Origin of the sequence: Marinobacter sp. (assembly GCF_041984545.1) — a bacterium.
In the GTDB taxonomy this organism is placed as follows: domain Bacteria; phylum Pseudomonadota; class Gammaproteobacteria; order Pseudomonadales; family Oleiphilaceae; genus Marinobacter.
The window spans coordinates 1-11984 of the sequence record NZ_JBHIXV010000056.1 but is presented as its reverse complement, the minus strand read 5'-3'; the positions used below and the strand labels follow the sequence as shown (position 1 = coordinate 11984).

The following is an 11984-nucleotide window of genomic DNA, read 5'->3' as shown; positions in this document are numbered from 1 at the left end:
CGGATCTCGACCTGGGCCATTACGAGCGCTTCATTCGAACACCGATGAGCAAGCGCAACAACTTCACCACCGGTCGCGTCTACGAAGAAGTCATCCGCAAGGAGCGCCGGGGCGACTATCTGGGTGGCACCGTTCAGGTCATTCCCCACATCACCGACGAAATCAAGCGGCGTGTGGTTGAAGGTGCGGCCGGAGCCGACGTTGCCCTGATCGAGATCGGCGGCACCGTGGGCGACATTGAGTCGCTGCCGTTCCTGGAAGCCTGCCGCCAGTTGAAGGTGGAAGTTGGCCCCCAGCGCGCCCTGTTCATGCACTTGACGCTGGTTCCGTACATTGCCACGGCCGGTGAGATCAAGACCAAGCCGACCCAGCATTCGGTGAAGGAGATGCGCTCCATCGGCCTGCAGCCGGATATTCTCCTGTGCCGCTCCGAGCACGAGGTGGATGCCAGCTCCCGACGCAAGATCGCCCTGTTCACCAACGTTGAGGAAAGGGCGGTTATTCCGCTGCAGGATGCCAAATCCATCTACGCCATTCCCCGGATGCTGCACGAGCATGGCCTGGACCAGCTGGTTATCGAGCGGTTCAGTCTGGACGCGCGCCCGGCGGACCTCAGCGAGTGGGATGACGTGGTCGAGTCGCTTATGAACCCGGAGCAGGAAGTGACCATTGCCATGGTTGGCAAGTACATGGAACTTCTGGACGCTTACAAGTCCCTGATTGAATCCCTGCTGCACGCCGGAATCAAGACCCGTACCAAGGTTAACATCAACTACATCGATTCCGAGGACATCGAGCGCGATGGCACCGGGGCACTGGAAAGTGCTGACGCCATCCTGGTGCCGGGTGGCTTTGGTGAGCGCGGTGTAGAAGGCAAGATTCGCACCGTTCAGTATGCCCGTGAGAACAAGGTTCCGTACCTCGGTATCTGCCTCGGCATGCAGGTGGCGGTGATCGAATACGCCCGGAATGTCGCCGGCCTGAAGGATGCCCACAGCACCGAGTTCCGCGCCCACACCCCGGAGCCCGTGGTAGGTCTGATTACCGAATGGCTGGATGCCACCGGTGAGCGGGAAGAGCGCACCGAAGAATCGGATCTGGGCGGAACCATGCGCCTCGGCGCCCAGGATTGTGTGCTGACCGAAGGCTCCACCATCGCCAACTGCTACGGCCGGAAAACCATCCGCGAGCGTCACCGCCACCGCTATGAGGTGAACAACCACTTCCTGCCGCGTCTGGAAGAAGCAGGCCTCCAGGTTTCTGGTCGCTCCACCGACGCTCGCCTGGTGGAAGTGGTCGAGGCGCCGAACCATCCCTGGTTTGTGGCCTGCCAGTTCCACCCGGAATTCACTTCCACGCCGCGGGACGGTCATCCGCTGTTCAAAGGCTTTGTTGAGGCGGCGCTGGCCCACAAGAAAGGATCCTGAGCATGGCCCAGAGCACGGTAAACGTCGCCGGTATCGAGGTCGCCAACCACAAGCCGTTTGTGCTGTTCGGCGGCATGAATGTGCTGGAATCGCCCGAGCTGGCCATGGAAGTGGCCCAGGCCTACGTGGAAGCCACCGGCAAGCTGGGCATTCCCTATGTCTTCAAGGCCTCGTTTGACAAGGCCAACCGGTCCTCGGTGCATTCCTTCCGGGGACCAGGTCTTGAAAAGGGCCTGCAGATCCTCTCTGACATCAAGAGCAAGTTTGGAGTGCCAATCATTTCCGACGTCCACGAGCCCGCTCAGGCAGCGCCGGCGGCGGAAGTCTGCGACATCATCCAGCTTCCGGCATTTTTGAGCCGCCAGACCGATTTGGTAGTGGCCATGGCGAAAACCGGTGCAGTGATCAACATCAAGAAGGCGCAGTTTCTCGCGCCTCAGGAAATGAAGCACATCATCACCAAGTGCGAGGAAGCCGGTAACGACAAGGTGATCCTCTGCGAGCGGGGCAGCAGCTTCGGGTACAACAACCTGGTGGTGGATATGCTCGGGTTTGGCATCATGAAGGCCATGAACGTGCCGGTGATGTTCGACGTGACCCACTCCCTGCAAATGCCGGGCGGACGGGCGGATTCCGCCGGTGGCCGCCGAGCGCAGGTGACCGATCTGGCGCTGGCCGGCATGTCCCAGGGCCTGGCCGGTCTGTTCCTGGAGGCGCACCCGGACCCAGACAAAGCCAAATGCGACGGTCCCTGTGCGCTGCGACTCAGCCAGCTTGAGCCCTTCCTGCAGCGGGTGAAAGCTGTGGATGACCTGGTAAAAAGTTTTAAATCTATCGACACCGCCTGATTGGCGGTGTTGGCGTTTTACGCGGACTATGGGAGTGAGCCTTCCTGCTCGCTCTGACTCCCGAATTTGAACACAAACTTGGAGACAGAGAAGAATGACCAAGATTGCCAACATCAAAGGCCGTGAGGTTCTTGATTCCCGCGGTAACCCGACTGTCGAAGCCGACGTTATTCTTGAAGACGGCACCATCGGTTCCGCGTGTGCGCCCTCCGGCGCTTCCACCGGCTCCCGCGAAGCCCTTGAGCTGCGTGATGGTGATGCTTCCCGTTACCTTGGCAAGGGTGTTCTGAAGGCGGTTGAAGCAGTAAACACCAAAATCCGTGATGCTCTGGTCGGCAAAGATGCCGCCGACCAGCGTGCCCTGGACCAGATCATGCTGGATCTGGACGGCACTGAGAACAAGGCTAACCTGGGCGCCAACGCCATCCTGGCCGTCTCCCTTGCCGCCGCCAAGGCCGCGGCCATTTCCCTGGGCAAGTCGCTGTACGAGCACATCGCGGACATCAATGGTACCTCCGGCAAGTTCTCCATGCCGGTTCCGATGATGAACATCCTGAACGGCGGTGAGCACGCCGACAACAACGTCGATATCCAGGAGTTCATGGTTCAGCCGGTATCCGCAAAGAGCTTCTCGGAAGCCCTGCGGGTCGGCGCGGAGATTTTCCACAGCCTGAAGAAAGTGCTGAAGGCCCAGGGCCTGAACACCGCGGTGGGTGACGAGGGCGGTTTTGCCCCGAACCTGCCGTCCAACGAGGCCGCACTGGCCGTGATCCAGGAAGCGGTGGAAAAAGCCGGTTACAAGCTGGGCACCGACGTCACCCTGGCCCTGGACTGCGCTTCTTCCGAGTTCTACAAGGACGGCCAGTACCAGCTGTCTGGCGAGGGCAAGAGCTTTGATTCCGAGGGCTTTGCCGACTACCTGGCGGGCCTGTGCGAGCGCTATCCGATCGTATCTATCGAAGATGGCATGGACGAGAGCGACTGGGACGGCTGGAAGGTGCTGACCGATAAGCTCGGCAGCAAGGTGCAGCTGGTGGGCGACGACCTGTTCGTCACCAACACCAGGATCTTGAAGCAGGGTATCGAGAAGGGCGTGGGCAACTCCATCCTGATCAAGTTCAACCAGATCGGCAGCCTGAGCGAGACTCTGGACGCCATCAAGATGGCCCAGGATGCAGGCTTCACCGCGGTGATTTCACACCGTTCCGGTGAAACCGAGGATACCACCATCGCTGATCTGGCAGTGGCCACCTGTGCGGGCCAGATCAAGACCGGTTCCCTGTGCCGTTCGGATCGCGTTGCCAAGTACAACCAGTTGCTGCGCATCGAGGAAGCGCTGGATGGCAAGGCGCCGTATCGCGGCCTGAGTGAGATCAAGGGCCAGGGCTGATCCGTTACGATTGACCGGTTCGGGCAGGGTTCTGGGCCGGTCACCAGGTAAAACTGTTAAGGCCATCGTGTTCCGAGCGAAAGTTTCGGCACGATGGCCTTTTTGTACAGGCAGTTAGAAGAATTTGTTGCTAATCTACTCTAAGGTCTATACTCAACGTCCGGCGTTGGTATTTTGATTGGCTAATTTTTGAACGGAATCGGTAATGAAGTTGCTCTGGACCATCATGGTGGTTGTCATTCTCCTGCTGCAGGTGCGCCTGTGGGTTGGGGAAGGCAGCTTTGCGCAAGTCTGGGCACTTGAACAGGCCATTGCCGAGCAGAAGGCCGAGAATGCCGAACTGGCCACCCGGAACGAGCGCCTCTACGCCGAGGTTCGCAACCTGCGCAACGAGCAGGGGGCCGTTGAAGAGCGCGCCCGGATGAACCTTGGGCTGATCAGGGAGGACGAAACCTTCTTCCTTGTGGTCGAAAACTGATTGCCTATGACCGCACCCCGCCTCTGGCTCATCGTCCCCGCTGCCGGTATCGGACAGCGCATGGGAGCGGAGCAGCCCAAACAGTATCTCCGTATTGACGAACGTTTTATCCTCGACATCACCCTGTCTCGGGTGATGGATGCAGCACCCTTCGCTGGCTGCATGGTGCCGCTACACCCCGCTGACCGTTGGTGGCCCGATACCGATGCCCGGCATGACAGCCGTATTCAGACTTGCACGGGGGGATCCGAACGTGCCTGCTCGGTACTGGCTGCGCTTCGGGCCCTGGCGGAACAGGCGGATGATCGGGACTGGGTGCTGGTCCATGACGCCGCCCGTCCCTGTGTGCACACCGCCGACCTGGCAAACCTGATCGACAGCGTTTACGAACATCCGGTTGGAGGGCTGCTGGCGTCACCGGTGGCCGATACCCTGAAGCGAGCCACGGCCGGGGAGTTACCGGAAGTAGAGTCCACCCTGGACCGCCGGGGATTGTGGCGAGCACTTACCCCGCAGATGTTCCGGTATCGCCTGCTTGTCGACGCGCTCGAAGCCGCGTTGGATGCTGGCGTGGAGGTCACCGATGAATCCTCTGCGATCGAGTTTTCCGGTAACATGCCGGTTCTGGTTGAAGGGCGGCCCGACAACATTAAAATAACCGTACCTGCAGATCTGGCACTGGCCAAGTTTATCCTTGGTCAGTTCTGAGTTGTCCGAATCTCCCCGGAGTATCCTATGCGTATTGGTCAGGGCTTTGACGTCCACGCCTTCTGTGAAGGTGATACTGTCACCCTGGGGGGCGTCAAGATCCCCCATTCTCATGGTCTTAAAGCACACTCGGACGGTGACGTACTCCTGCATGCGCTGGCGGATGCCCTGCTGGGCGCGGCTGCAATAGGCGACATCGGCCACCTGTTTCCGGATACCAGTGACGAGTGGGCCGGGGCCGACAGCCGTGATTTGCTGCGCCGGGTGATGGTCCGCATCCGTGAAGAAGGGCTGAGCGTGGTCAACGTCGACTCCACGATCATTGCCCAGGCGCCAAAGATGGCGCCGCACATTGATGCCATCCGTCTCAATATTGCCGAAGATCTCGGTATTTCCGCCAGCCGGGTCAGCGTCAAGGCCACTACAACGGAAAAACTCGGGTTTACCGGCCGCGGTGAGGGGATTGCCTGTCAGGCCATTTGCCTGCTGGAACTGGTGGAGTCGTGAGCCAATGGCGTCTCGACTGGCCGACGTCCGGTGGTGCTCGTGTGGCACGGGCTCTGCTCAAATGCTCCCCTGAGGATTTTCGCGTTGACGAGGAACTGCAGCTGCCCGTTCCGGATGCGAATCCCATCGGCGGTGATTCAGTAGCCGGTGCTGGAGAGCATCTCTGTGTGAAACTTCAGAAAACCGGCGACAATACAGAGTATGTCGCCCGGGAACTGGCCAGGATGGCCGGTAGCCGACACTTTGATGTGGGCTTTTGTGGCCTCAAGGACCGACACGCCGTTACCTGCCAGTGGTTCAGCCTGTATCGTCCGGGCGGGGAGTTGCAGGACGCCGAGCTGATTCACGCTATCGGTCAGCGCTGGCCGGTGCTTTCGGCTTGCCGGCAGTCCAGAAAACTGCGCCGGGGCGAGCACAGCGGCAATCACTTTGCGATCACTCTGCGCGGCGTACAGGGCTCCCGGATCGAGATTGAGCAGGCTCTGGCCCGCCTTGCCGAGTTCGGCGCTCCCAATTATTTCGGTCCCCAACGCTTCGGGCAGGGGGGCGCCAACCTGGATCGGGCGGTTTCCATGGACCCGTCCGCGATGAATCGCCAGCCAGGTTCCGGCCGAAAACGTCGCGGGCGAGGCAAGCGTGGTGGCAGCGAAGACTCGAAAAACGTATTGTACTTTTCGGCGGCACGTTCCTGGTTGTTCAATGAAGTGCTTGCGGCCCGAGTAATGGACGGCAGCTGGCGCCACGAAGGCGCGACCGGTCCACTGTGGGGAGATGGTGGTACCACGGCCACCGGCGAGACTGGTTCGCTGGAGAGGGAGGTGGTTGCCCGCGCGCCAGAGATGGCAGCCGTGTTTTCGTCAACCCGCATGAAACCCGAACGGCGGCCACTGGCGTTGAAGCCGCAGAAACTGACCTGGCGATGGCTGGCAGACGATTGCCTGGAGCTGGCGTTCTTCCTTACGCCGGGCCAGTACGCGACCACCATGCTGGGTGATCTTTTCGAGCTTGAGGACATGAGCCTCGGCCGACATAACGAATAACAAGGCTAGCGGAGAACACTGTGCGTATTCTGTTGTCCAACGATGACGGCGTTCATTCACCGGGGCTAATTGCCCTTCACGAAGGACTCAAGGGAGTGGGTGACCTGGAAGTGGTTGCCCCTGACCGCGATCATAGCGGCGCCAGCAACGCGCTGACCCTGAACCGCCCCCTGACCGTGGAAGAGCATCCCAATGGGTTCCGTTCCGTTGACGGTACGCCCACGGATTGTGTTCACCTGGCCGTGAACGGACTCTTTCGCGAACCCTTCGACCGGGTGGTGTCGGGCATTAATACCCACGCCAATCTAGGCGACGACATCATCTACTCCGGAACCGTGGCTGCCGCCACTGAAGGCCGGCACCTGGGGTTGCCAGCCATAGCCGTATCCCTGGTCAACAACGGCCACTTTCATTATGAAACCGCGGCTCGTGTGGTGCGGATGCTGCTGGAAAACGGCCGGCCCCTGGTGCTGGGTCCGCGATCCATTCTGAACGTGAATGTGCCTGATGTCCCCTGGAACGAGCTGGCGGGTATCCGGGTAACCCGCCTGGGCCACAGGGAACGGGCCGAGGGAGCGGTCCCGATGACCTGCCCACGGGGAAAGGAGCGCTTCTGGATCGGTGCCGCAGGAGAGGGCGGGGATGCCGGGCCGGGTACCGATTTTCATGCGGTGCGTGAGGGGTATGTCTCGGTGACGCCGGTGCACATTGATATGACCCGCCACGAGGCGCTGAGCTCCCTGCGGGATTGGGTTGACGCCCTGGAGGGTGGTCCGGGGGCGGGCGAATGACAACTCAGCTTGAAGGCATTGGAATGACCTCCAGGCGCACCCGGATGCGGCTGGTACAGCGCCTGCGGGATGCGGGTATCCAGTCGGACAGGGTTCTTGAGGTTATGGGCGAAGTGCCCCGTCATATCTTTCTGGACGAAGCCCTGTCGCACCGGGCCTACGAGGACACATCACTACCCATCGGCTATGGACAGACGCTGTCGCAGCCCTACATTGTCGCCCGCATGACAGAGCTGATGCTTGCTCATGGGCCGGCCCGAGTGCTCGAGCTGGGTACGGGGTCCGGCTACCAAACGGCTGTGCTGTCACGCCTGTTCCCGGAGATCTACAGCGTTGAGCGTATCAAGGCGTTGCAGGACCGGGCCCGGGAACGGCTGCGCCAGCTCCAGGCGCGCAATGTCTTTCTCAAACATGCAGATGGCGGCATGGGCTGGCCCGAGCGGGGGCCTTTCGCCGGTATCATCGTAACCGCAGCGCCGGTGGAAATACCGAGAGAACTCTTGGCGCAACTCGAAGACGGCGGCGTTCTGATTGCCCCGGTGGGGGAGGAAGACCAGGTGCTGGTGGAGGTGATCCGTCGGGGCGACCGGTTCGAGCACCGGGAGCTAGAGCCTGTCCGGTTTGTTCCTCTGCTTGGCGGGGTTGTCCGATAACCATGGATAATCCGCAGAACCGTAGCGCCGATCAGGAGATCGAGCGATCCCAGTCCCCCGGCGGTGTGTTCCTGAGGGGACTGGCCATGGGGGCAGCGGATATCGTACCCGGGGTGTCCGGTGGCACCATTGCGTTCATCACGGGCATCTATTTCCGTCTTCTGGAAGCCATCAATTCGGTGCCGCCGGCGCTTTATGATCTGCTCAGGAAACGTCAGCTGGGCGTATTCTGGCGCGCCTGCGACGGAACCTTTCTGTTGTCCCTGTTAGCCGGCATCCTGACCAGTATCGCAACACTCGCCTCGGCCATCAGCTATCTGTTAGCGCAGTTTCCGATCCTGATCTGGAGCTTTTTCTTCGGTCTGATTGTCGCCTCCGTGTGGCACGTAGGGCGACAGGTGCGCCATTACCGGATTGGCCTGGCTCTGCCCCTGGTCATTGGCATCGGGTTCGCCTGGTGGGTAACCACCTTGTCGGCCGGTGAGGCATCGCCGTCGTCCCTGGTGTTCTTTGGGGCAGGGGCGTTGGCTATTTGCGCAATGATCCTTCCGGGCATATCCGGCAGCTTCATTCTACTTGTGATCGGAATGTACGCTCCGGTATTGGCCGCCATCAAGTCCCTGGACCTGGGCGTGCTATTGCTCTTCATGTTGGGCTGTCTGGTGGGCCTGCTTTCCATCGCTCGCCTGATCACCTGGGCGTTCCATCATTTTCACGACCTGGTGCTGGCTTTGCTGACCGGCTTCATGATCGGTGCCCTGAACAAGGTCTGGCCCTGGAAGGAGACCCTGAGCTGGCGGACAAACAGCGCCGGCGAGGAAGTCCCGGTGAACGAGGTGAGCATCCTGCCATGGACCTTTGCCGAGCAGATGGGGCAGGATCCGAAGCTGGCCCTGGCCGTTATGGCGGCCCTGGCGGGTTTCTTTCTTGTGATTGTGGTGGAGTGGGTTGGCGGGCGCGGATCCGGAGCGGCTCAGAGGGCCTGAGGCCCGATCGGACCACCGGAAGTGTTACCAGATGGGCCGGCCGGTTGTTTCTTGAGGTAACAGCAGTGACCGGAAGGTAACTTGGCTTGCATCAGAAAATGTGCAATATATTAGCAAGTTAGTCCTTAAACTTTATAAGAAACCTAGAAATAGCTTTGAACGGACAGGCTATTTATACCGAATGTTCATAACTGGGTCGTTTTTATTCCTGTGATGTTTTTGCGTGGGCTCTCCCTGGCCGGCCTGCCGGCTTCCCCGCGGTTCCCATTCGGTGCCCTCGGGCGCGCTTGGCCCGGAAAAACGTCTCGTCTGCTGTCTCTTCTTCTGCTCCTGCTGATGTTGGGCGGTTGCAACACTCCGGCACTGTATCAGGACGATATTTACAACCCGCCGGTCTACTGGGGCCGACACGTCGTGCAACCGGGCGAGACGCTATACAGCATCGCCTGGCGCTACGGTCGTGATTATCGCGAGCTGGGCAGCGCCAATGGTATCGGGCCCCCCTGGAATCTGAAGGCCGGGCAGGTGCTGCGCCTGGACCTTCGCGGAACCGTCACATCCAGCCGGCAGACTGCTTCTGAGGGGAGTTCGCCACCAAGGTCAGCCAGCAGGGTTTCACCGCCCCGGCAAACGGCTTCGACGGCACCCAAGCCCGCGGTGACCCGGGCGCCGGCGAGCAACAAACCTCTGGCGTCGCAGACGCAGACGGTGGCCCGTATCGAGTGGCGCTGGCCGCACGTTGGCACCGTAATTGCTGGATATTCAACATCCGGAAAAGTCAACAAAGGTATTGATATTGCCGGAAAACCCGGGGATGCTGTAAAGGCAGCAGCGGCAGGAAATATCGTCTATGCCGGTAACGGGTTGCTAGGTTACGGTAATCTCATTATCGTGAATCATAACGAGCACTATCTGAGTGCTTACGCTCACAACCGGAAGATTCTGGTGCAGGAAGGGGAGGATGTAACCGCCGGGCAGGTGATCGCAGAGCTCGGTAGCAGTGGCGCTGAACGACCCATGTTGCATTTTGAGATCCGCAAAAATGGCAACCCGGTTGATCCGGTCCACTACCTGCCGCCACGCTAGCAGGGAAGGCAGTGAGCTCAGTAGGCGGCCAGATCACGACGGCACTGACAAAAAACCGCATTCGACACAAAAACAAGAACGGTACTGGCCGATAAAGGTCAGCCAACAAAATGTCCTGAAGAAAAGCACGAAACCAGAATGTCCGCAATAACAAGAAGTATCGGGCAAACATCCAGGATTATTGAGGCGGGGCAACACCTATGTCAGCAGAGCAAGAAGACATCATTATTGATCGCGTGTCAGACATTGAGGATGCAGACGATCAACTGTTAGCCGAAGAAAAAGTCGACAAGGAGGCAAACGACGAGGTTGCCGAGGTCGAAGAGGACTTTCCTACCCAGGGGCGTTACTTCACCAGCCAGAAGCAGCTGGACGCCACCCAGCTTTATCTCAACGAAATCGGATTTTCCCCACTTCTGACACCGGAAGAAGAGGTCTACTTTGCCCGGCTGGCGCGCAAGGGCGAGGAATCCGGGCGCAAACGCATGATCGAGAGCAACCTGCGCCTGGTGGTCAAGATTGCCCGACGCTACGTGAACCGTGGCCTCACGCTGCTGGACCTGATCGAAGAGGGCAACCTGGGTTTGATCCGGGCGGTTGAAAAGTTTGATCCGGAGCGCGGCTTCCGGTTCTCCACCTACGCCACCTGGTGGATTCGCCAGACCATTGAACGGGCGATCATGAACCAGACCCGCACCATTCGCCTGCCGATTCATGTGGTAAAGGAGCTCAACCTCTACCTGCGGGCCGCCCGGGAACTCACACAGAAACTGGACCACGAGCCCTCAGCGGAGGAAATCGCCCGCATGGTCGACAAGCCCGTGGCCGATGTGAAGCGCATGCTGGGCCTGAACGAGCGCGTAGCCTCCATGGATACGCCAATCGGCAGTGGCGGCGAAAAGTCGCTGCTGGACACGGTGGCCGACGAAGGCGCCTCAGATCCGGCGGACCTTCTCCAGGACAACAACATGTGTTCGTGCCTCGAGAAGTGGATCGACCAGCTCAGCGACAAACAGCAGGAAGTTCTGTCCCGCCGCTTTGGGCTGCGGGGCTACCCGGTGAGCACCTTGGAGGAAGTCGGACAGGAGATTGGCCTTACCCGAGAGCGGGTTCGGCAGATCCAGGTTGAGGCCCTGCGCCGCCTGCGGGAGATTCTCGAGAAGGAGGGACTGTCGGGGAATCTGCTGTTCAAGTAAATTAAGCGTTATCTTTCGATCAAAAGCCGGCCGGAGAAGCTCCCGCCGGCTTTTGTGTTTCAGGATCGCCGCAAATGAGAACCAGGTTGCGCTTCTCGGGCCGGCCTCATTGATAGAATGCGAGCACCGGGCGGGGATAAGGGTGTCGAAACCCGGTGCACGAATGAAACGCGTCAATAATAACGATCGAAAAGGAAAGGACTATGAAGAAGGCTCTTACAACCGGTTTTGCCTCCGTCGTCATGGCAGCCGTGCTGTCTGCACCGGCGTCGGCACTTGAGGTAGAAGGTGTTGACGTTCCGGATACTTACTCCGCCATGGATACCGAGCTCAAGCTCAACGGCGCAGGCACCCGCTCCAAGTGGTTCATGGATCTGTACGTGGGCGGTCTGTACGTTCCCGAGACCATCAACGATGGTGAAGCGGTCATCAATGCCGACGAACCCCAGGCGATTACCCTGCATATCATTTCCGGGATGATCACCAGCGAGCGTATGACCGAAGCGACGCTCGAAGGGTTTGAGGCCTCCACCGATGGTGATATGGCTGCAATCCAGGACCAGGTGGATCAGTTCATGGCGGTGTTCAAGGATGAAATCACCGAAGGTGACGTCTTTGATCTGGTGTATCTGCCGGGCGAGGGCGTGAAAGTGCTCAAGAACGGGCAACACAAGGACACCATTGGCGGCCTGGCGTTCAAGAAAGCGCTGTTTGGCATCTGGCTGTCGGACAAACCCGCCCAGAAGGACCTGAAAGAGAAAATGCTCGGTCAACGCTGAGGCGCGACCATTCAGGAGCATGAAAGAAAAGCCGGCCCTGGGAGGCTGTGTGAAAACTCGATTTACATAGCTTCTGAGCGGGCCCACAAAATGCC

General features: G+C 59.7%; 13 protein-coding genes and 1 pseudogene. All 14 read left to right on the top strand.

Features of this window, described 5'->3' with window-relative positions:
* Positions 1–1427, top strand: a 1427-nt coding sequence (locus tag ACFC20_RS17120) for a CTP synthase (RefSeq protein ID WP_375194051.1), incomplete at its 5' end; no start/stop codon positions are given.
* A gap of 2 nt (positions 1428–1429) precedes the next feature.
* Positions 1430–2275: a 3-deoxy-8-phosphooctulonate synthase gene (gene kdsA / locus ACFC20_RS17115; protein ID WP_375194050.1), complete on the top strand. Its 846-nt coding sequence runs from the start codon at positions 1430–1432 to the stop codon at positions 2273–2275.
* 94 nt (positions 2276–2369) lie between these two features.
* Positions 2370–3665 carry a phosphopyruvate hydratase gene (eno, locus tag ACFC20_RS17110; protein ID WP_375194049.1) on the top strand — a complete coding sequence of 432 codons (1296 nt, stop codon included), beginning with the start codon at positions 2370–2372 and terminating at the stop codon, positions 3663–3665.
* 205 nt (positions 3666–3870) lie between these two features.
* Complete coding sequence (locus tag ACFC20_RS17105) at positions 3871–4143, top strand: septum formation initiator family protein (RefSeq protein ID WP_375194048.1); 273 nt, start codon at positions 3871–3873, stop codon at positions 4141–4143.
* A gap of 6 nt (positions 4144–4149) precedes the next feature.
* Complete coding sequence (gene ispD / locus ACFC20_RS17100; RefSeq protein ID WP_375194047.1) at positions 4150–4851, top strand: 2-C-methyl-D-erythritol 4-phosphate cytidylyltransferase; 702 nt, start codon at positions 4150–4152, stop codon at positions 4849–4851.
* Positions 4852–4878: 27 nt separating this feature from the next.
* Complete coding sequence (gene ispF / locus ACFC20_RS17095) at positions 4879–5358, top strand: 2-C-methyl-D-erythritol 2,4-cyclodiphosphate synthase (protein ID WP_375194046.1); 480 nt, start codon at positions 4879–4881, stop codon at positions 5356–5358.
* Positions 5355–6398, top strand: a complete 1044-nt coding sequence (gene truD / locus ACFC20_RS17090) for a tRNA pseudouridine(13) synthase TruD (protein ID WP_375194045.1) — start codon at positions 5355–5357, stop codon at positions 6396–6398. Before ispF ends, truD begins: the two co-directional genes overlap by 4 nt.
* 20 nt (positions 6399–6418) lie before the next feature.
* Complete coding sequence (gene surE / locus ACFC20_RS17085; RefSeq protein ID WP_375194044.1) at positions 6419–7189, top strand: 5'/3'-nucleotidase SurE; 771 nt, start codon at positions 6419–6421, stop codon at positions 7187–7189.
* Complete coding sequence (locus ACFC20_RS17080) at positions 7186–7842, top strand: protein-L-isoaspartate(D-aspartate) O-methyltransferase (RefSeq protein WP_375194043.1); 657 nt, start codon at positions 7186–7188, stop codon at positions 7840–7842. Before surE ends, ACFC20_RS17080 begins: the two co-directional genes overlap by 4 nt.
* A gap of 2 nt (positions 7843–7844) precedes the next feature.
* Positions 7845–8828 (top strand): DUF368 domain-containing protein, encoded by a 984-nt coding sequence (locus ACFC20_RS17075; protein ID WP_375194042.1) that lies wholly within the window; start codon positions 7845–7847, stop codon positions 8826–8828.
* Between the two features lie 213 nt (positions 8829–9041).
* Positions 9042–9353 (top strand): annotated as a pseudogene (locus ACFC20_RS17070) (LysM domain-containing protein); the annotation flags it as partial.
* A 183-nt stretch (positions 9354–9536) separates the two neighbouring features.
* Positions 9537–9914: a murein hydrolase activator EnvC family protein gene (locus tag ACFC20_RS17065; protein WP_375194052.1), complete on the top strand. Its 378-nt coding sequence runs from the start codon at positions 9537–9539 to the stop codon at positions 9912–9914.
* Positions 9915–10114: 200 nt separating this feature from the next.
* The gene (rpoS, locus tag ACFC20_RS17060; RefSeq protein ID WP_091992382.1) at positions 10115–11110 is read left to right on the top strand and encodes an RNA polymerase sigma factor RpoS; all 996 of its coding nucleotides are present in this window, start codon (positions 10115–10117) and stop codon (positions 11108–11110) included.
* Positions 11111–11313: 203 nt separating this feature from the next.
* On the top strand, positions 11314–11889 hold the full coding sequence (locus ACFC20_RS17055) for a chalcone isomerase family protein (RefSeq protein ID WP_375194041.1): 576 nt from the start codon (positions 11314–11316) through the stop codon (positions 11887–11889).
* Positions 11890–11984 lie beyond the last annotated feature (95 nt).

Bases quoted from the DNA above. Each gene is read 5' to 3' on its own strand.
- kdsA (WP_375194050.1), top strand. From the start codon at position 1,430: ATGGCCCAGAGCACGGTAAACGTCGCCGGTATCGAGGTCGCCAACCAC.
- eno (WP_375194049.1), top strand. From the start codon at position 2,370: ATGACCAAGATTGCCAACATCAAAGGCCGTGAGGTTCTTGATTCCCGC.
- ACFC20_RS17105 (WP_375194048.1), top strand. From the start codon at position 3,871: ATGAAGTTGCTCTGGACCATCATGGTGGTTGTCATTCTCCTGCTGCAG.
- ispD (WP_375194047.1), top strand. From the start codon at position 4,150: ATGACCGCACCCCGCCTCTGGCTCATCGTCCCCGCTGCCGGTATCGGA.
- ispF (WP_375194046.1), top strand. From the start codon at position 4,879: ATGCGTATTGGTCAGGGCTTTGACGTCCACGCCTTCTGTGAAGGTGAT.
- ACFC20_RS17080 (WP_375194043.1), top strand. From the start codon at position 7,186: ATGACAACTCAGCTTGAAGGCATTGGAATGACCTCCAGGCGCACCCGG.
- ACFC20_RS17075 (WP_375194042.1), top strand. From the start codon at position 7,845: ATGGATAATCCGCAGAACCGTAGCGCCGATCAGGAGATCGAGCGATCC.
- rpoS (WP_091992382.1), top strand. From the start codon at position 10,115: ATGTCAGCAGAGCAAGAAGACATCATTATTGATCGCGTGTCAGACATT.
- ACFC20_RS17055 (WP_375194041.1), top strand. From the start codon at position 11,314: ATGAAGAAGGCTCTTACAACCGGTTTTGCCTCCGTCGTCATGGCAGCC.